This is a genomic window from Streptomyces sp. NPDC026377 (assembly GCF_055567715.1).
Genome location: NZ_JBVHPV010000001.1, coordinates 231,983 through 249,531 on the forward strand (window position 1 = coordinate 231,983; position 17,549 = coordinate 249,531).

The 17,549-nt window shown below is 73.2% G+C and carries 15 protein-coding genes, 1 tRNA gene and 1 pseudogene; 7 read left to right on the forward strand and 10 right to left on the reverse strand.

Features of this window, described 5'->3' with window-relative positions:
* The first annotated feature begins 122 nt into the window (after nucleotides 1-122).
* Nucleotides 123-1,430 (forward strand): M6 family metalloprotease domain-containing protein, encoded by a 1,308-nt coding sequence (locus ACZ4MU_RS00930; protein WP_467869386.1) that lies wholly within the window; start codon nucleotides 123-125, stop codon nucleotides 1,428-1,430.
* On the opposite strand, the gene ACZ4MU_RS00935 is transcribed toward ACZ4MU_RS00930, so the two are convergent.
* The 4 genes from ACZ4MU_RS00935 to ACZ4MU_RS00950 form a co-directional block, all read right to left on the reverse strand.
* The gene (locus ACZ4MU_RS00935) at nucleotides 1,417-3,102 is read right to left on the reverse strand and encodes a class I adenylate-forming enzyme family protein (RefSeq protein ID WP_467869388.1); all 1,686 of its coding nucleotides are present in this window, start codon (nucleotides 3,100-3,102) and stop codon (nucleotides 1,417-1,419) included. The genes ACZ4MU_RS00930 and ACZ4MU_RS00935 overlap by 14 nt on opposite strands.
* 59 nt (nucleotides 3,103-3,161) lie before the next feature.
* Complete coding sequence (locus ACZ4MU_RS00940) at nucleotides 3,162-5,132, reverse strand: anthranilate synthase family protein (protein WP_467869390.1); 1,971 nt, start codon at nucleotides 5,130-5,132, stop codon at nucleotides 3,162-3,164.
* Nucleotides 5,129-5,788: an isochorismatase family protein gene (locus ACZ4MU_RS00945; RefSeq protein WP_467869392.1), complete on the reverse strand. Its 660-nt coding sequence runs from the start codon at nucleotides 5,786-5,788 to the stop codon at nucleotides 5,129-5,131. The genes ACZ4MU_RS00940 and ACZ4MU_RS00945 overlap by 4 nt, the downstream gene beginning before the upstream one ends.
* 119 nt (nucleotides 5,789-5,907) lie before the next feature.
* Nucleotides 5,908-7,080, reverse strand: coding sequence for a 3-deoxy-7-phosphoheptulonate synthase (locus ACZ4MU_RS00950; protein WP_467869394.1), 1,173 nt, complete (start codon nucleotides 7,078-7,080; stop codon nucleotides 5,908-5,910).
* Nucleotides 7,081-7,568: 488 nt separating this feature from the next.
* Here ACZ4MU_RS00950 and ACZ4MU_RS00955 point away from each other — a divergent pair, with 488 nt between their 5' ends.
* Nucleotides 7,569-8,744 carry an IS701 family transposase gene (locus ACZ4MU_RS00955; RefSeq protein WP_467870571.1) on the forward strand — a complete coding sequence of 392 codons (1,176 nt, stop codon included), beginning with the start codon at nucleotides 7,569-7,571 and terminating at the stop codon, nucleotides 8,742-8,744.
* Here ACZ4MU_RS00955 and ACZ4MU_RS00960 read toward each other — a convergent pair.
* The 3 genes from ACZ4MU_RS00960 to ACZ4MU_RS00970 form a co-directional block, all read right to left on the reverse strand.
* The gene (locus ACZ4MU_RS00960; protein ID WP_467869396.1) at nucleotides 8,723-10,693 is read right to left on the reverse strand and encodes a helix-turn-helix domain-containing protein; all 1,971 of its coding nucleotides are present in this window, start codon (nucleotides 10,691-10,693) and stop codon (nucleotides 8,723-8,725) included. The genes ACZ4MU_RS00955 and ACZ4MU_RS00960 overlap by 22 nt on opposite strands.
* 352 nt (nucleotides 10,694-11,045) lie before the next feature.
* Nucleotides 11,046-11,879, reverse strand: coding sequence for a PhzF family phenazine biosynthesis protein (locus ACZ4MU_RS00965; RefSeq protein WP_467869398.1), 834 nt, complete (start codon nucleotides 11,877-11,879; stop codon nucleotides 11,046-11,048).
* Between the two features lie 42 nt (nucleotides 11,880-11,921).
* Nucleotides 11,922-12,413 carry a PhzA/PhzB family protein gene (locus ACZ4MU_RS00970; protein ID WP_467869400.1) on the reverse strand — a complete coding sequence of 164 codons (492 nt, stop codon included), beginning with the start codon at nucleotides 12,411-12,413 and terminating at the stop codon, nucleotides 11,922-11,924.
* A 316-nt stretch (nucleotides 12,414-12,729) separates the two neighbouring features.
* Here ACZ4MU_RS00970 and ACZ4MU_RS00975 point away from each other — a divergent pair.
* Both ACZ4MU_RS00975 and ACZ4MU_RS00980 read left to right on the forward strand, forming a co-directional pair.
* A tRNA-Arg gene (locus ACZ4MU_RS00975) sits at nucleotides 12,730-12,805 on the forward strand.
* 150 nt (nucleotides 12,806-12,955) lie between these two features.
* A pseudogene (locus ACZ4MU_RS00980) lies at nucleotides 12,956-13,090 on the forward strand (helix-turn-helix transcriptional regulator); the annotation flags it as partial.
* Nucleotides 13,091-13,194: 104 nt separating this feature from the next.
* Here ACZ4MU_RS00980 and ACZ4MU_RS00985 read toward each other — a convergent pair.
* From ACZ4MU_RS00985 to ACZ4MU_RS00995, 3 genes are read right to left on the reverse strand one after another with little or no spacing between them, the layout of a single operon-like run.
* A complete protein-coding gene (locus ACZ4MU_RS00985) occupies nucleotides 13,195-13,473 on the reverse strand; it encodes a DUF7848 domain-containing protein (RefSeq protein WP_467869402.1) in 279 nt (92 codons plus the stop codon).
* The gene (locus ACZ4MU_RS00990; protein WP_467869404.1) at nucleotides 13,470-13,985 is read right to left on the reverse strand and encodes a hypothetical protein; all 516 of its coding nucleotides are present in this window, start codon (nucleotides 13,983-13,985) and stop codon (nucleotides 13,470-13,472) included. The genes ACZ4MU_RS00985 and ACZ4MU_RS00990 overlap by 4 nt, the downstream gene beginning before the upstream one ends.
* Nucleotides 13,982-14,188: a hypothetical protein gene (locus ACZ4MU_RS00995; protein ID WP_467869405.1), complete on the reverse strand. Its 207-nt coding sequence runs from the start codon at nucleotides 14,186-14,188 to the stop codon at nucleotides 13,982-13,984. Before ACZ4MU_RS00995 ends, ACZ4MU_RS00990 begins: the two co-directional genes overlap by 4 nt.
* Nucleotides 14,189-14,316: 128 nt before the next feature.
* On the opposite strand from ACZ4MU_RS00995, the gene ACZ4MU_RS01000 reads away from it, so the two are divergent.
* The 3 genes from ACZ4MU_RS01000 to ACZ4MU_RS01010 all read left to right on the forward strand — a co-directional run bounded on the left by ACZ4MU_RS01000 (nucleotide 14,317) and on the right by ACZ4MU_RS01010 (nucleotide 17,533).
* Nucleotides 14,317-15,648 (forward strand): transcriptional regulator, encoded by a 1,332-nt coding sequence (locus tag ACZ4MU_RS01000; protein WP_467869407.1) that lies wholly within the window; start codon nucleotides 14,317-14,319, stop codon nucleotides 15,646-15,648.
* A 30-nt stretch (nucleotides 15,649-15,678) separates the two neighbouring features.
* Nucleotides 15,679-16,212 carry an NUDIX hydrolase gene (locus tag ACZ4MU_RS01005; protein ID WP_467869409.1) on the forward strand — a complete coding sequence of 178 codons (534 nt, stop codon included), beginning with the start codon at nucleotides 15,679-15,681 and terminating at the stop codon, nucleotides 16,210-16,212.
* Between the two features lie 754 nt (nucleotides 16,213-16,966).
* Nucleotides 16,967-17,533 (forward strand): Uma2 family endonuclease, encoded by a 567-nt coding sequence (locus tag ACZ4MU_RS01010; RefSeq protein WP_467869411.1) that lies wholly within the window; start codon nucleotides 16,967-16,969, stop codon nucleotides 17,531-17,533.
* Nucleotides 17,534-17,549 lie beyond the last annotated feature (16 nt).

A 17,549-nucleotide genomic window follows, 5' to 3' on the forward strand; every position in this document is an offset into this window, starting at 1 on the left:
CCGTACCGGAAAACCACACGCACGGCTCACCCAGCGCGCGCCCGCGACACGCCCGACACAGGGTGATCGCACGAGCGCAGCCCGGAGCGGCCGGCTGCCGGTGGGCGAAGGCGAGGGTGCGCATGGAGGAGTCCGGCAGACCGCACCGCCGGATACCCGGCGGGCCGCGCGACCCGCGCCGCCGCCGTACCGTCGCGGGCGCGGCCCTCGCCGCCGCGGTGCTCGCCTCGATGACCGCGGGCAGCACCACCCTGATGCCCCCCCTGCGGGCGTCGGCCGGACCGGTGGCCACCGGCGGCGAGACCGCGCTCGCCCCGTGCCGGATCAACGCCACCCTCGGCGTGCAGATGTCGGAGGGCCTGCCCACCCCGCCGGGCTACACCCACTCCACGGGCACCATCCGCGCCCTGACCCTGATGGTCGACTTCCCGGACGCGCAGGGCACCGAGTCCGCGCTGAGCCGGTACGCGGAGTTCTTCCCCCAGACCACCCAGTGGTTCCGCACCGCGTCGTACGGACGGCTCGACTACCGCCCCGACGCCCCCCTGCCGCAGTGGCTGCGGATGCCGCAGTCGTTCGCCGCGTACGGCATAGAACGCGGCTCGCCGTACGAGCCGGGCTACCGGCGGCTGGTCAAGGACATCGTGGCGGCGGCCGACTCCCGGGTGAACTTCGCGGCGTACGACCTGGTCAACATCCTCATGTCGCCGAACGCGGGGCCCTCCGCGCTGGACACGGTGCTGTCGGTGACGTTCTCCGGGAACGAGGACGCGCCCCTCGCGGACGGGGTCCCGCTCTCCAACACGTCCTTCGTCTACAGCCGCCAGGACGACGGCTCCGGCTCGTACCGCGAGACGGGCTACCGGGTGCTGCCCCACGAGAACGGCCATGTCTTCGGGCTGCCCGACCTCTACACGCCCGAGGGCGGGGGCGCGGTCGGCCACTGGGACATCATGTCCGAGGACTGGGGGGCCAACAACGACCTGCTGGGCTGGCACAAGTGGAAGCTGGGCTGGCTGGACAACGCGCAGGTGGGGTGTGCGGCGGGGGCGGGTATCAGCGAGTACCTGCTGACCCCGCTGGCGGCCCCTGGGACGGGCCGCAAGCTGGTGTTCGTGCCCCTGTCGGACGAGAGCGGGTACGCGGTGGAGGTGCGGACGCGGACCGGGAACGACGAGGCGGTGTGCAAGCCGGGGGTGCTGGTGTACCGGGTCAGCACGGACGTCGACACGGGGCGGGGGCCGATCACCGTGGCGGACAGCGCGAAGGACAGCGGCGGGTGTACGCGGCGGCCCAATGTGCACGCGGAGCTCTCCGACGCGCCCTTCGGGGCCGGCGAGACGTTCACCGACCGGGAGCGGGGGGTACGGGTCGCCGTCCTGGGGGCGGACGAACTGGGGAACTACCGCGTGCGGGTCACCCGAGACTGAACCTCCCCCGCAGCCACCCCTCCACCTCCCCCCGCAGCTCCCCCTTCAGCACCTTCCCCGTCGCGTTGCGCGGCAGCGGAACCGTCCGTACGAGCACGTGCGCGGGGACCTTGTACGCGGCCAGGACCCGTGACGCGTACGCCCGCAGCTCCTCCGGGGTGACCGGTGAAGCCGCCTGCACCACCGCCGCCACCTCCTCCCCCAGCTCCGCGTGCGCCACTCCCACCACCGCCGCGTCCAGCACCGCCGGATGGCCGTGGAGGACGGACTCGACCTCCACGCAGTAGACGTTCTCGCCGCCCCGGATCACCATGTCCTTGAGCCGGTCGACCACCGCGATCCCGCCGTCCCGCGCCACCGCGAGGTCGCCGGTCCTGAACCAGCCGCCGGCGAAGGCGCGCGCGGTGGCGGCGGGGTCGTTCCAGTAGCCCCGTACGTTCGCCTGGGCGCGCAGCCGGAGTTCGCCCACCCCGCCCTCGGGCACATCGGCGCCGTCCTCGCCTACCACCCGCACCTCCGTGGTGGGCGTCGGGCGGCCCACGCTCTGCGGCCTCCGCCGGTACTCCGCGCCGAAGCAGGCCAGCACGCCGCCGCTGGTCTCGGTCAGCCCGTACCCGTTGCGCGGCTCCACCCGCTCCCCGTACCGCGCGGTCAGCCGTTCCACCAGGGTGGGCGGCGCGGCGGAGCCGCCGGTGTTGAGCATGCGCAGCGACGCCATCGGGTCGCCCGCCCGCTCGGCCGCGTCCAGCAGCTGGAGGGCGGTGGTGGGCACGCCCGCGTAGTGCGTCACGCCGTGCTCGCGGATCAGGGCGAGGGCCCGGTCCGGGTCCCACGCGCGCATCATGACCAGGGTGCCGCCCGAGCCCATCACCGAGTAGAAGCCGCTGAACCCGGCGACGTGGAAGAACGGATAGGTGACCAGGGACACCGGCGCGGGCCCCTGCCCGGGCACCAGGCCCCGGCCGAGCGCGGAGGCGGCCGCGTGGAAGCGCGCGTTCATCGCCGCCCCGGCCTGGGCGAGGTGGGTGGCCACGGCGCCCTTGGGGCGGCCGGTGGTGCCGGAGGTGTAGATGATCGTGGCGTCGTCGTCCGGCGACACCGGCACGTCCGGCGGCCCGGCCGCCGGGTCGGGCGCGCCCAGGTCCTCGTACGCCTCGAAGCCCCTCGGGGCCGGGTCCGAACCCTGGAAGACGATGCCCCGCACCCCCGCCGCGTGCGCCCAGTCCGCCACCCGGGCCGCCCGCTCCCCGTCCACCAGCAGCACACCGGGCGCGCAGTCGTCGAGCGCGTGACCCAGCTCCGCCCCGGTCCACCAGGCGTTCAGCGGCACCGCCACCAGCCCGGCCAGCTGGGTCGCCCAGAACGCGATCTGCCACTCGGGGAGGTTGCGCATCGCCACCGCCGCGCGGTCGCCCTTGCGCAGCCCGTACTCCTCCACCAGGCGCCGGGCCAGCGCCGAGGCCGCCGCGAAGAACTCCCCGTAGGTGTACGTGCCGCTCTCCGCCACGAGGAAGGGCCTGTCCCCGTACGCCCAGGTGACCTCGGCGAACTCGCGCAGGGTCCGCGGCCCCGACGCGTACACGAGCACCCCGTCCGGCCCCCGCTCGACGGCGAAGGGCGCCCCGGGCGCGGTCAGGAGCGCCTCGGCGGCGGCAGGGGTGTACGGCGGCACGGAGGCCCTCCTCGGCGGCGGGTGTGGGGCGCGGGGCTCCTCGTAACATAGACGCCGCCTCAGCCCGGCAGGAGACCGCCCGGGGCGGAGCGGACGACACCGGTCAGCGCCTCGGCGAGGACGCGTACACCGTCCTCGGTGAGCACCGACTCGGCGTGGAACTGCATCGAGGCGAAGCCGGGGCCGCGCAGCGCGTGCACCTCGCCGGTGTCCTGGTCGCGGCTGACCTCGATGACGCCGAGTTCGGGGTGGGTGAGCTTGTCGTCGGCGCTGCGGGCGGCGAACGTGTTGTAGAAGCCGACCCGCTCGTACGCGCCGAAGAGGTCGATCTCCTTCTGGACGCCCTGGTTGGGGATGTCGCGGCGGGCCAGGCCGAGGCCGAGGAGCGTGGCGAGCACCTGGTGGCTGAGGCAGACCGCGACGAACGGGCGCCGTTCGTCGAGGAGCCGGGTCACGGCCGCCCGCAGATGGGCGATCTTGGGGTGGCCGGTCTCCCGGGGGTCGCCGGGTCCGGGCCCCATGACGACGAGGTCGTGGTCCTCCAGGGCGTACGGCTCGTCGAACCGGCGGACCGTCACCTCAAGGCCCAGCGCGGCCAGTTCGTGGCCGATCATCGCGGTGAAGGTGTCCTCCGCGTCGACGATCAGCACCCTGCGTCCGGCCAGCTCCTCTACGGGCGAGGCCCGCCGGGCGGGGTCGCGCAGCCAGAAGCGGGCGATACGGTCGTTGCGCCGCTCCAGCGCCTCGCGCACCCGCGGGTGCCCGGCGAACCGTCCGGCACGGGCCGCGCCGGGTGCGCCGGAAGCGTCCGCGTCGAGGGCGGCGAGCAGGCCCGCGGCCTTCGCCCGCGTCTCGGCGACCTCGCTCACCGGGTCGGAGTGGCGCACCAGGGTCGCGCCGACCCCGATGGCGATCCGCCCCTCGGCACTGATGTCGGTGGTGCGGATGAGGATGGCGGAGTCCATGGCGCGCCCGCCGTGCCCGTCGCGGCCGATGAGGGCCATGACCCCGCTGTAGTAGCCGCGCCCCCGTGGCTCGTACCGGGTGATCACCTTGCAGGCGCTCTCCAGCGGGCTGCCCGTGACGGTCGGGGCGAACATCGTCTCGCGCAGGATGTCGCGCACGTCGTGGGAGGTGCGGCCCTCGATGACGTACTCGGTGTGGGCGAGGCGGCCCATCTCCTTGAGGTACGGGCCGACCACCCGGCCGCCGCCCTCGCAGATCCGCGCCATCATCTTGAGCTCCTCGTCGACGACCATGTAGAGCTCGTCGGCCTCCTTGCGGTCGGCGAGGAAGGCCATCACGCCGGGCAGGTCGGGGCCGGCCGGCGGGTAGCGGTAGGTGCCGCTGACGGGGTTCATCACGGCGGTGCCGCCGTGCAGGCTGACATGGCGCTCGGGACTCGCCCCGACGAAGGTGCGCCCGCCGGTGTGCACCAGGAACGTCCAGTACGCACCGGACTCCCGCTCCACCAGCCGCCGGAAGAACGACAGCGCGCTGTGCGGGGTGTACGGCGTGATGTCCGCGACGAACGCCCGCTTGACGACGAAGTTGGCGCCCTCGCCGTTGCCGATCTCGCGCTCGACGACGTCGCGCACGATCGCGGCGTAACGGTCGTCGTCCACGTCGAAGCCGCCGCCGGTGAGGATGACCGGCTCGTCCGGCAGCCGCCGCAGCGCCTCGGCCAGCGGCAGTTCGCCCTGCTCGGCCACGGCCATCACGAGCAGTGGCTCGCCGTCGTCGGTACTGGTGAAGCCGCGCTCGAAGATCTGCCGGTACGGCACGACCGCCAGCACCTCGTGGCGGGCGCCCGGCCCCCCGGGCGCGTCCGGCAGCGGGATCCCGGCGAGCGTGTCCACCGCCGCGACCTCGCCGAGCAGCACCTCCAGCACGTCCCGGCCCACCGTCTCGGGCCGGTGCAGCAGGGCGTACGCGGCGGGGGCGCGGTCCAGCACCCGGCCGAGCAGGTCACCGTCCAGCGGGGCACGGTCCGGCGGGACCCCGTCCGCCGGGGGCCGGGCATCGCTCATCGGTGCGTCCCGTCCACGGGGGCCAGCTCCGCGAGGACCGCCTTGGTGGTGGTGACCACCGCACACCGCCCGGCCGCGTACTCCAGGGCGAGGCGGTGGTGGCGCTCGGCGAAGTCCGCGACCGCGTCCGCGACGAGGAAGGGCTGGATGTCGTGGGTGAACGCCTCCACCGCCGTCATCAGCACGCCCACGTGCGCGTACACCCCGCAGAGCACCAGCTGGTCGCGGCCGGCCGTGCGCATCCGCTCCAGCAGGTCCGACCGGAAGAACGCGCTGTAGCGCCACTTGGTGAACAGCCAGTCCTGCGGGGCCGGTTCGAGCTCGTCGACGATCTGGCGGTCCTCCGGGGTGACCCGCATGCCCGGACCCCAGAAGTCCTTCAGCAGCCCGCGCTCCCGCTCGCTCATCCCGCCGGGCTGGGCGGTGTAGGCGACCGGGATGCCCGAGGCGGCGCAGCTCTCGCGCAGCAGCACGGTGTTGCGCAGCAGGGGGCCACCGGGCGACTGGTCCGCGGGCAGCGGCCGCAGGAAGTAGCGCTGCATGTCGTGGACGAGCAGCACCGCCCGGGCGGGATCGACCGTCCAGGCCGCGGTGTTCGCGGGGAGGTCGCCCTCGGCGGGCATCGGATACGGGTCGATGGTGGGCAGGCCCGCCATGGAGGATCCTTTCGCTGTGCCGGTACGGGTGCGCGGGTCGGGCTGGGCGTGCGGTCATCGGCGTACGTACGTGCAGGGGGGTGCCGTCACCGGTGTACGTCCAGGGGCGGGGGCGGTCGTCAGCCGAGCCAGGCCGAGGCCACCGTGACCGCCTGGCGCGGGTTGAGCCGCGGATCGCAGAAGCTCGTGTACTTGTCGCCGACCTCGTGCAGCCGGTCCTGGTCGGTGACGCACTCGGTGACGTCGTCGGGGGTGGTCTCCAGATGGATGCCGCCCGCGGTGCCGCCCGCCGTGGTGACCGCGCGGTGGAACTCCACGACCTCCCGCACGACCGTCTTGACCAGCCGTGTCTTGAGTCCGTCGGGGCCCACGACCGTGTTGGCGTGCATCGGGTCGGTCAGCCAGATCACCGGATGGCCCGCCGCGCGCACCGCCGCCACCAGCGCGGGCAGCCGCTCCCCCACGGTGTCCGCGCCCATCCGGGCGATCAGCGTGAGGCGGCCGGGCACCCGACCGGGGTCGAGCCGCTCGCAGAGCTCCAGCAGGTCCGCCGAGGTCGTCGAAGGACCCACCTTGCAGGCCACCGGGTTGGCGACGGCCGCGAGCAGCGCCACGTGGGCCCCGTCGGGCCGCCGGGTGCGCTCGCCGACCCAGGGCCAGTGGGTGGAGGTGAGCAGCACCCGGCCGTCGTCGAGGGTGCGCAGCGAGGGCAGTTCGTAGTCGAGCAGCAGCGCCTCGTGGCTCGTCCACACCGGGGCCTCGTGCCGCACCCCGCGCCCCGGGCCGCTCCAGCCGAGCAGCTCCAGGATGCCGCGGGCCGCCCGGTAGCCGGTCAGCATCCGGGTGGGGTCGGGGCGGCGCAGCTCGGGGTCCGGCTCGGGCGCGTTCACCATGTGGCCCCGGTAGACGGGGAGTTCGACCCCGGCGACCGTCTCCGTCGGGCGGGAGCGGGGCTTGCCGTACTGGCCCGCCAGGCGTCCGACCCGCAGTACCGGTTTGTGCGAGGTCATCCGCATGACCCCGGCGAGCATGTCGAGCAGCCCCGCCTTGCGGGCCACGTCACCGTGGCCGCCCTCCGCCCAGTCCTCGGCGCAGTCGCCGCTCTGCACGACCTGGACGCGCCCGGCGGCGACCTCCGCCAGCCGCGCGCGGAGCCGGTCCACGTCGTCCGCCTCGACGAGCGGCGGCAGCGCGGTGAGCTCCCGCCGTACCCGTACGAGTTCGGGGTGGCCCTCCCAGTCCGGTTGCTGCACCGCGGGCAACGAGCGGAGGAACGTGTGGACGCTGTTCACCTGAAGCCTCCCTGCGTGGCGTGGCACCGCTCGCCCGGGGGGCGGATCGGGAAGCGGCCGGACGCCGACTCTCGCGGACCACGGGAGGAAAACCGAAGGCCGTGTCGCGGACTCCGTGACATACGGGCCGAACATGGCCCGGACTTGACGGAGTGTCCGTCCCGGGCGGGCGCGGGCGTGCGGGGCACGCCCCGGCGCCGGGTCCGCGGTGGGGCGGTCACCACCGGGGCGCACGGTAGCGCGTGGCCTCGCGCGGGGAAGCGGTGCGCGGGCGGGCCGGCAGTGGCGAGCCACCCACGCGGCGGCGCGACGGGGTGCCCCGTGCACCTCGCCCATCCCTACGGCCCCGGCCATGGTCGAAGGGGTGGCTCCGACCGGCCGCCGAGAGCTTCCGAAGCTTCCAGGGGGTATCCGTGAGCGTTCCCGCCGGCCGTACAAGGCCCGTCCGCTGCCGTCCCGCCGCGTCGCACCGCGCCTCGCCCGCGGTGATGTACGAGCGGGAGTTCATGCTCAGGGACATGAGCAGCACGCTCTTCGCGTCCCTGCCCAGGCGGGACCAGCGCCACAAGGGCGAGCAGTACCTGCGCGGGCTGCTCACGGCGAAGGGCCGCCGCTCCATCCGCAACGTGGCGGCCTGCCTGGGCGATCCCACCCTGGAGCAGACCCTCCACCACTTCATCTGCAACTCCACCTGGGAGTGGCGCCCGGTGCGCGAGGCGCTGGCCTGCTGGGTCGGCCACCTCATCGCTCCGCGCGCCTGGGTGGTGCGGCAGACGCCGATCCCCAAGTCCGGCCACCACTCGGTGGGTGTGGGCCGCGGCTTCGACCTCCACCGCAACCAGATGTTCCACGGCCAGCAGGCCTTCGGAGTGTGGTGCGCCTCCCCGGAGGCGGCGGCCCCGGTGAACTGGCGGCTGGTGCTGCCGGAGCGGCGGGGCGAGGACGGCGAAGGCGGCGAGGGTACAGCCCCGGGCGCGGCGGGCGGAAGGTACCGCGGGCACATCGGCGAGACGCCCGAGGAGTGCGCCACCACCGCCGCCCTGGACTTCGCGGACCTGCACGGCGCCCCGCTGCTGCCCGTGGTGCTCGACCTGCCCGCCCGTGACCCGGAGGCCGTCGTCCGGCGGTTCGGCGCGGCCGGGGTGCCGGTGCTCGTCCGCGTCGGGGCGGGGGCCCTGTTCACCGTGGAGGAGCCCGCCCCGGCCCGGTTCGGCCCGGGCGCGCTGCCGGCGCACCGCGTCCTCGACTCGGTCCGGGGCCGCCGCCAGCGGGTCGGCGGCTTCGACCCGGCCGCCCCCTCGGGCGTACCCCACACCACGGCCGTCAAGGTACGGGTGGGGCTGCCGGGCGGCACCCCGGTGCCCCGCGAGGGCGCTCTGGCGCTGCTCGGGGAGTGGCGGGAGCCGCACGGGGCGCCGAGCGGGATGTGGCTGACCAACCTGGGCTCGGTGCCCGCCTCCACGCTGCTGGGCCTGACCCGGCTGACCGACCGGGTCGCCCGGGACTTCGCCGAGCACGGGGACCGGGCGGGGCTGCGGGACTTCGAGGGGCGCTCCCTGCGGGGCTGGCACTGCCACATGACGCTCGCCTCGGCCGCCCACGCCCTCCAGGTGCTGACCGCGCGCCGGGGGCGGGAGGAGGGCTACTTCCCCAAGGTGTCCTGATGCGGTCCGTCGGAGCCCTCCCGCCGCCCCGGCACCGCCTCGCGCCGGCGGCGCAGCACGTCCCGGGCGCGCAGCAGCCGCAACGCCAGCTGCGCCTCGGTGGCGCGCTCGGGCCGCTGCCAGCCGGGGCCGAGCAGCTCGGTGATGCGTTCCAGGCGGCGGGCGACGGTGTTGGGGTGGACGTGCAGGCCGCCCGCCGCGCGAGTGGGGCTGCTGCCCGCCGCGAAGTACGCCTCCAACGTCTCCACCAGCCGCGTCATGCGCTCCGCGTCGTGGTCGAGCACCGGCCCGAGGACCGAGGCGACGAACCCGTCGACGTCCTGGTCGTCGGAGAGCAGCAACCCGAGGAAGCCCAGGTCGTCGAGGGAGGCGGAACTTCCGGCCCCGTCCAGCGCGAGCAGTGCGTCGAAGCAGCGCAGCGCCTCCTGGTACACCTGGGCCACCGAGGCGAGCGAGCCGGCGGGGCCCGCCGAGGCCACCGTGACCGGCCCGGCGAGCAGCGGCGACAGCTCGCCGGAGACCGCGCGGGCGACGGCCGAGGCGTCGGCGCCGGGCAGCAGCAGCACGACGCCGCCCTCGTGCGCCTTCATCAGCCCCGCGCCACGGTAGGCGTACGAGGAGGCCCACACCACCGCCTTGCCGTGCTCCTCGCCCTCCGGCCGGGCCACCACCACGACGTGCGGGGCCTCCGGGTCGAGGCCCACCTGACGTGCCTGGCGGGCGAGTTGCTCCGGTGCCTGGGCCGTGCCGGTGAGCAGCGCGTCGAAGAACTCCTCGCGCGGCGGCCCCTCGGCCACGGCCGTGCTGCGCCGCACCGCGAGCAGCAGCGCCACCGCCTGTCCCGTGAAGCCGAGGAAGGCCCGCTCGTCCTCGGTGGGCTCCCGCTCGGCGCGCAGCAGCACCAGCCCGGGCTCCTCGCCCGCGCCGACGGGCGCCGCCCACACGCTCGGGGCGACCCGGACCGGGCCGCCCGCCGCGTGCGCCTCCAGGGCCGCCTCCCGTATCCGCGCCTCGCCGAGGTCCGGTGCCTGCCCCGCGCCCGCGAGGGCGCGCCCGCACCCGTCGCTCACCACGATCCCGGCGCCGAGCGCCGCGGCGGCGGCCTCGGCCAGCTCGTGCGCGTCACCGCCGCCCAGCACCAGCGCGGCCAGCTCCGCCCGCGCGTCGGCGAGCCGCCGCAGCCGCGCGATGGCGGCGTCCGCGCGGACGCCCGCCGACTCCAGCGCGACGATCTCCTTGCGGGAGCGGTCGAGCAGCCGGGCCTTCTCCAGGGCGACCGCGGCGAAGTCCGCCAGGTACCGCATGACGCTGATCTCGTCGGGCGTGAAGTGCCGCACGACCCGGTCTGCCCCGTACAACGCCCCTATGGACACGCCCCCCTGACGGATCGGCACCGCCATGACGGCGTGCAGCCCCTCGGCCCGGACGACCGCATCGAGCTGCTCGCCGTGCGCGATACGGTCGTCGTTGAGGTAGTCGGAGGTCCAGGAGGGCGCACCGCTGGCGTGCGCCATCTCTCCGAGCCCGCGGCTCCTCTCGACCACCAGCCCCACGTTGAGGGATGTGGTGTCGCCGTCGGAGCTGTGCACGTACGAACCGCCGCCCGGGTCACGCAGACTGATGTACGCCATGTCGAACCCCAGCAGCCGTCGGGCGCGGCTCGTGATGACCTCCAGCAGGCTGTCGGGGTCGTAGGGGATCGTCATCTCGTGGACGGTGTTGACCAGGTCGGCCATCACCGACTCCCGCTGCCGGCGCTGATGACCGGAGGCCTGGATCTTCAGGGCGAGCATGGTCGCCCTCTCCAGCTCCTCCAGCGGCGCGGAAGGCAGTTTCTCGCGGCGGGCGCGGTCGAGCAGCTCCTGGAAGTGCGCCGGCGGCGCGTCAACGGCGAGCAGCTCCAGAACGGCCAGGGCCGGGGAATCCGATAACGCCTTGCCGTCCACCATGGCCGCCGCCCCCCAGAGCCTCGGAACGGGGCACGAGCCCCCATCGAACTTACGTTTCTGGCCAAGACGGGTCAAGGGCGGGTCAAAGGGGCTGACCAGGGCGGGGAGCGGGGCTCAAGTGGGGCGCGAGGGGGGATGGGCCGCGCCTGGGCCCGACGGGGGGCCGTGGGGGTCCGGGGGCTGCGGGGCCGGGCCGCTCGGGGGGTCCGGCGCGGCTGCCCCGTCCGGGCGCGGGCATCCACACGCGGTACGGACACCTGCACGTAGCGCGGACACCTACACGTAGCACAGCCATCTACACGCACTACGGGCATCCAAACGCAGCACGGGCATCTACACACACCACGGCCGTCTACACATAGATCACGCCGCGGGCGAGGACCGCCCCATGACCACCGACGTGCACCGAGACGACCGCGTCACCGTCCCCTTCCACGTTCGCGTACATGGGGGACGGCCGTCCCATCTCCACGCCCTGGAGGATCTCCAGGTCCTGGCCGTAGGAGGCGAGGCCGTGGCGTGCCAGATGGATGGCGACGGGCCCGGCGGCCGAGCCGGTGGCCGCGTCCTCGACGACGCCGTACGCCGGGGAGAACATCCGCGAGCGCCAGTGCGTGCCCGAGCCCGCGAAGCAGTACGCCGACATGTCGGGGAAGGCGCGCAGCGCGTTGTGGTCCGGGGTCAGGGCGGAGAGGGCCGCGACGCTCTCCAGGCCGACGAGCACGTGCCGGGGACCGTTGCGGTACGCCTCGACGGGGGTGACCGAGGCGTCGAGCCCGAGGGCGGCGAGCAGCGCCCCGGCGTGCTCGTACGGCTCCCAGACGGGTACGGGCTGCGCCATCCGTACGGAGGTGGCTTCGTCGTCGTGGACCAGCTCGAAGGGGATCGCGCCCATGGCGGTCTCCAGGACCAGCCGGTCGGCCTTGCGCGGGCGTCCGATGGCGACGGCCGTACCGAGGATCGGATGCCCGGCGAACGGCAGCTCGTTGACCGGCGTGAAGATCCGCACGCGCGCGTCGCCGCCCCGCTCGGCGGGGAGCACGAAGGTGCACTCGGAGAGGTTCATCTCCTTGGCGATCCGCTGCATCACCTCGGCGGGCAGGTCCCCGGCGTCGAAGAAGACGGCCACGGGGTTGCCTTCGAGCGGAGTGCGGGCGAAGGCGTCCACGACGGTGTACTCATGCATGGAACGGGGTCTCCTGGGGGCGCGGGTGCCGGGGGGCCGGGCTCAGGTGGGGATGCCCTCGCGCTTGACCACGGGGACGGGGATGCCCAGGGCGCGCAACTGCTGGTTGGGGTTCATGAACTCCCGTTGCAGCTTGATCTTGCCGTTCTCGAACTCAAAGGAGTGGAGGAAGTGGTTCCGGTAGTACCCCTCGGGGTAGCCGGGGAAGAGGATCTTCCCTTCGCCGTCGCACTCCACCCAGAACCGGTTCGGGTCCTGCGTCTCGAAGATCTCCACGTTGATCCACGTCCAGTCGGGGAAGCACTTCAGCGACCACACCGCGTGCTCGCCGAGGGTGTCGCGCCCGCGGATGGCGATGGGCTCACCGGTGTCGGTGGTCCACAGCCCGCCGACACCGTCCTCGGTGAACAGCAGATGCCGCCGAAGCCGGTCCTCACCACGGCAGTTCATGTACTGCTCGACGACGGCCCGGTTGCTCCGCCGCACCTCCGCGTGGTCGTCCTGGAACGTGTGCGGCCGGGTGGTCTCGGACATCGCGCGATCCTCCAAGTACTGCGTCGGCGTGAGCCGCGGGCTGCGTACGGCTACGGACACGGCTACGGCCGCGACGGGCATGCGCGCCGGGCCCCGCAGCCGTGTCATGGCGTACGGCGACCCTGTTCCGCCCCGGGCGTCCGGGCAACCACGCGCCGGCGACTTTGGCAGGTACGGCGGAGACGGGGGCCGAACCTGACGGAGTACGGCCCCCGCCCCGGCCCCGGCCAAGCCACGCCCCCAGGCACCCCGCCCCGCCCTCCCAGCACCATCCGCTACCCTGTCCTGGGCTGCCCACGACGGGCGACCCGGGTACGCCTCCGTAGCTCAGGGGATAGAGCACCGCTCTCCTAAAGCGGGTGTCGCAGGTTCGAATCCTGCCGGGGGCACCAGTGCTACCAGGCACTACACGACAAAGAGCCAGGTCGGGGCAGTTCCCCCGCCCTGGCTCTTCTCTGTAGCTCCCGTGCTGCACACGGTCTGGCACGTCCTCGAAACGGTCTCCCTCGCGTGGCGATCTCCTAAATATCTCCTGAACGATCATGGAGAAAGCCCAGGTCGCACCTGCCCAGCTCGCCGAACGAGTCGGCGTCGACCGGCAGACCATCAACCGCATCGAGATGGGGCACCACGCCGCCCGCGGCGACACACTGCTCCTGATCGCCGACGCCCTCGACGTCCCGCTGTCCCCCTCGTCCGCCCCTAGCGACCGACAGCGACCCACGGATGGACCGGCACCCGCCCCCGGGTGTCGTGACCAACGGCGGCCGGGGGCGGGCGGTCATCGGGGCAGGGCCGACGTCGGCTCGACGTACAGCGGATTGCCCGGGGCTGGAGTGACCCGGCAGAACGATGTGGTGATGGCCCGGAACCCGTCATGGTCGTGTTGGCGGGCGGTATGCCGGATTGCCCAGTCCTCCGGCCCGTCGCGCTCGTCCGCGAGGTCTGACCTGTCAAGGCACGTGGTGCATTCCATGACGTAGATCACCCCGGACGCTCCGTCCATCATGTCCGGGCCGAGCATCCACTCCGCGTAGCGGATCACCGAGCGGGGGCTCACAGGACCCGCTCCCCGGCCGGAACGATGGCCAGCCGGTCCCGGCCCCGTCGCACGAGGGCGGCCAGAGCGTGGGGATCGCAGACGTTGCCCGGCGCGCGCGGTGGCAGCACCCAGTACGGTCCGGGCCGTGAGAGAAGATCCAGCCGTGGCACTCCCAGCCACGTCCCCGGCGTCAGGCATTCCACCCCGGGCACCCGCCAGTGGGCGAACGTGCGAGGCGGGACGAGGGCGTAGTACCAGACGCCGATGCCGTACGCGTCGTGGATGACCGCCCCGCCCTTCAGCACCTCGGCGAGGAGCGCACCGACCGCCTCGGGATCCGAGCCGCCCGCAGCCGCATGGACGATGGGGGCGGGGAGGCGGATCGCATCGAACACGACGCCGGTCCGCAGGAGTGCGATCCCTACGCCGAACTCGCGCCGGGCCTGCGCCGGGGAATCGTGGGCTGAGGCCAGCCACGCGGTGATCCCTCTATCGCGGGGGGAGGCCAGCCAGTTCGTGCCGTCCCTCATGCCACGGCCCCCGGGAGCGCGGAGGCCGGCATGACCGGGAAGCGGTCGTCGAGGGTAGGGATGTTGTGCTTCTTGACGCACGCTTCGTGTGCGCCCTGCGTCCAGCCCGGGCCGTTTGAGAAGTGGAGGAGGGGAATGACGACGGTCGCGCCCGGCTTGTCGCAGTACCGGCAGATGACGCTGTCAGGGGAGGAGGAGTCCATACGGCGATCGTTGCTCTGGCCTGCACGCCACGCCATTGTGTGCAAGGTCCCTACGACGGTGGGCAGTTCACACACTGTGTGAATCCAGTACGGCTACGCTGAGTGCATCGAGCGATACGGGGACACCCATGGAGCCGAACACCCTCCTTGAGGCACTGCTCGACGAAGCCGGGATGTCCCGCGTCGGGCTTGCCGCGTACGTCAACCAGGGCGCCGCCGCGCGCGGCCGGACCGTCCGCTATGACCACAGCTCCGTGGTGCGCTGGCTGCGCGGGCAAGTCCCGCGCGGTGTCATCCCCACGGTGATCTGCGACGTCCTCAGTGCCCGGCTCGGTCGGCCCGTCGCCCTCGACGACATCGGTATGGGACGCGGTGCGCCGCCAGTTGCCGCGCCACTGGACGGATTCGTGCACCGCGCGACCGCCCTCTGGCGAAGCGACCTCCGGCAACGCGCGGATGTCCAGCAGGCGCCCGTCGTCACCGGCCTGCCCGCCGTGGGCCCCGTGTGGGAGTGGGAGAACCCGCCCGAGGACACCGACGTGTCCCGGCCCGGCACCGTACGCGTGGGGGCCGACGACATCACCCTGCTGCGCACCGCGCGCGGCCATTACGAGCAGATGTACCGCAGGGCCGGCGGCGTCGCGACGCGCGCCAGAGTCCTTCAGTTCCTCACGCTCGATGCGGCGCCCCTCCTGCGCGGCTCGTACAGCGACGCCACCGGCCGGGAGCTGCACCGGGCGGTGGGCGGCCTGGTGGCGGTCGCCGGGATCTGCTCCTACGACTCCGACGCTCAAGGCCTCGCGCAGCGCTACTTCCACCAGGCGCTCCGCCTCGCGAAGGCGAGCGGGGACCGGGCCTTCGGCGGGTACGTGATAGCGCTGCTCGTGAACCAGTCCCTCTACATGCGCGAGTACCGCCAAGCCGTCGCATTCGCGGAGGCCGGGCTGCGCACCGCCGGGAGTGCGATGTCCCATGCGCTCGCGTGTGACCTGTACGCGATGCAGGCCAAGGCGTACAGCAGGATGGGCGAGCAGGCGGGCGCGCACCGCTGCATGGCGCTGGCCGAGTCCGAGGCCGGACAGATCCACCCCGACGAGGAGCCCGCCGAGACCGGCTACGTGCAGGCCGGGCTGCTGGAGGCGAACATGGCCGACGCGCTCATGCGGCTCGGTGACATGAACCCAGCGCAGACCTATGCGGCCGAGGCCGTGGCGGCGCAGACGCACGAGCGCGGGCGCGTGCACCGGCTGGCAACGCTCTCCGACTGCCAGCTGCGAGCCGGGAACGCGGAGCTCGCGGCCGCGACGGCTGTCACGATGCTCGACACGATGAGCGGCATGGAGTCCCGGCGGCTTCGCGATCGACTCGTGAAGGTCCGCGGCTCCCTGGCCGGGCTGGAAAGCAGGGCGACCGCCGAGGTCGTCGAGCGGATCGACCACACCCTCGAACTGCCCATGTAGCGTCGCCCGTATCGAGCGAAGGGCAGGCACGTGTCGGAGTGGCGGAACCTGAGCGAGCGCACCGTCTACGAGAACCGGTGGCTGACGGTTGCGATGGCGGACGTCGAGCTGCCCGACGGCCGGCACCTGGACCACACCGTGATCCGGCTAAGGCCCGTGGCGGTGGCGGCCGTCGTCAACGACGCAAACGAGGTGCTGCTCCTCTGGCGCCACCGCTTCATCACCGGCGCATGGGGCTGGGAACTTCCCTCGGGCGGGATCGGTGAGGGGGAGGACCCGGCGATCGCCGCGGCGCGTGAGTTCGAGGAAGAGACGGGGTGGCGACCGGGGCCGATGCGCCCTCTCCTCGCGGTCGATCCGATGCCGGGCATCTCGACGTCGCACCACCAGGTGTTCTGGACGGACAGCGCCGAGCGCATCGGCCACCCCGAGGATGACTTCGAGTCGGCGCGTCGGGAGTGGGTGCCGCTCAAGGACGTGCCGGAGCTGGTGGAGCGCGGGGAGATCCGGAGCGCGAGCGCCATCGCCGCGCTGATGATGCTGCACCACCTACGACTCAGCTGACGTGGAACGCACGAAAGCGCCCCCGCCCGGCCCGAAGGCAAGACGGGGGCGCACTTCACGGGTACTGCCTGCGGTACGGATCCAGGCCCAGGGACAGCAGGCCACGCCGAGCCGGTGACGGGTTGGTCGGCGGGGCTGCGTCCCGGCGGCACACCAGCGCATCCGGATCGCTCGGCGGGGGCTGAAGGCTGTAGCCGTCGGGACAGGTCTGCCCGTCCCGGCCGTCCGTACCGTCGCGGCCGTCCTGCCCGACCGCGCACCTCAGGGGCGTGTCTCCCAAGGCGGGTGTCGCAGTTCGAATCCTGCCGGGGGCACCACGCGTTACCGCTCTTACCTGGGGTTTCTCCCCTCGGGAGGAGCTCCACTCGGCCTCGGAGTGCTCATCCGAGGCCGTTTTGCGTGAGCGACGGGTACTGCTCGGCCTACAGCGGGTCTCCAGGCGCAGGTCTGGACGTCGGACGCCTTCCGGTTCAGGCCGGCCCGGGCCGCGCTTCTCGGCATGCACCTGTCGCGCGGGGACCCGCACGTCTCGCGGGCCGACGAGCACGGCCCTGGTCATGGTCGGCAGGCCGCTCACCGGTGGGGCCTTGGTGCCGAGTCCACCGCGCCGGTTCCTGACTTGTCGTGGCCTCGCCGCTCGGATGCAGGCCTGCGGGGAGGGGGCCTGAGCGAGGTCAGCCTGCCGGACGGACGGCAGACAGTACGCTGAATCCAACGGGATCGAGCCCGCAGCACAGTGCCCGGGAGGTGTTTCATGACGGCCGAGATGGTAGCCCCGGCGTGGATGCATGAGCAGATCACCGCCGAGGAGTACGAGTCCTGGTCCGGGGAGCAGTGCGCCGGCATCGAGATCGTGGACGGGATGGTCGTCGTGAGTCCGAGTGCGTCCAAGCGCCACAACCGGCTGGCCCGGATTCTGGCGAACGCCCTGGATGCCGCTGCGGGCCCGGAGTGGAACGCCGACACGGACTTTGACGTACGGCTTCAGGACGTCCCGCTCACCAATCGCCGCCCGGACGTCGTCGTGTACCGCGCGGACACGATCGACATCGCCCCCACTCGCCCTGAGCACGTGCTTCTGGTCGCGGAGGTGGTGTCGCCGGGCTCGGAGACCACCGACCGGATCGTGAAGGTCGACCAGTACGCCAAGGCAGGCATCGGCTTCTACTGGCGGATCGAGCAGGCCGCGACAGGCGTTCCTCTCGTGTACACCTACATTCTCGACCCCGCGACGAACGCCTACCGGGACGGAGACGTGTTCACCGGCGTCCTCAAGGCAGCGGCCCCCTTCCCGGTGGAGCTCGACCTCAACCAGACCTGACCACGCACGGCTCAGC

Excerpts from the sequence above, each read along its gene's own strand:
- ACZ4MU_RS00945 (WP_467869392.1), bottom strand. The coding sequence starts at position 5,788 with ATGGCGGGCCTGCCCACCATCGACCCGTATCCGATGCCCGCCGAGGGC.
- ACZ4MU_RS00970 (WP_467869400.1), bottom strand. The coding sequence starts at position 12,413 with ATGTCCGAGACCACCCGGCCGCACACGTTCCAGGACGACCACGCGGAG.
- ACZ4MU_RS01010 (WP_467869411.1), top strand. The coding sequence starts at position 16,967 with ATGACGGCCGAGATGGTAGCCCCGGCGTGGATGCATGAGCAGATCACC.
- ACZ4MU_RS00990 (WP_467869404.1), bottom strand. The coding sequence starts at position 13,985 with ATGAGGGACGGCACGAACTGGCTGGCCTCCCCCCGCGATAGAGGGATC.
- ACZ4MU_RS00930 (WP_467869386.1), top strand. The coding sequence starts at position 123 with ATGGAGGAGTCCGGCAGACCGCACCGCCGGATACCCGGCGGGCCGCGC.
- ACZ4MU_RS00940 (WP_467869390.1), bottom strand. The coding sequence starts at position 5,132 with ATGAGCGATGCCCGGCCCCCGGCGGACGGGGTCCCGCCGGACCGTGCC.
- ACZ4MU_RS01000 (WP_467869407.1), top strand. The coding sequence starts at position 14,317 with ATGGAGCCGAACACCCTCCTTGAGGCACTGCTCGACGAAGCCGGGATG.
- ACZ4MU_RS00960 (WP_467869396.1), bottom strand. The coding sequence starts at position 10,693 with ATGGTGGACGGCAAGGCGTTATCGGATTCCCCGGCCCTGGCCGTTCTG.
- ACZ4MU_RS00955 (WP_467870571.1), top strand. The coding sequence starts at position 7,569 with ATGTACGAGCGGGAGTTCATGCTCAGGGACATGAGCAGCACGCTCTTC.
- ACZ4MU_RS00995 (WP_467869405.1), bottom strand. The coding sequence starts at position 14,188 with ATGGACTCCTCCTCCCCTGACAGCGTCATCTGCCGGTACTGCGACAAG.
- ACZ4MU_RS00965 (WP_467869398.1), bottom strand. The coding sequence starts at position 11,879 with ATGCATGAGTACACCGTCGTGGACGCCTTCGCCCGCACTCCGCTCGAA.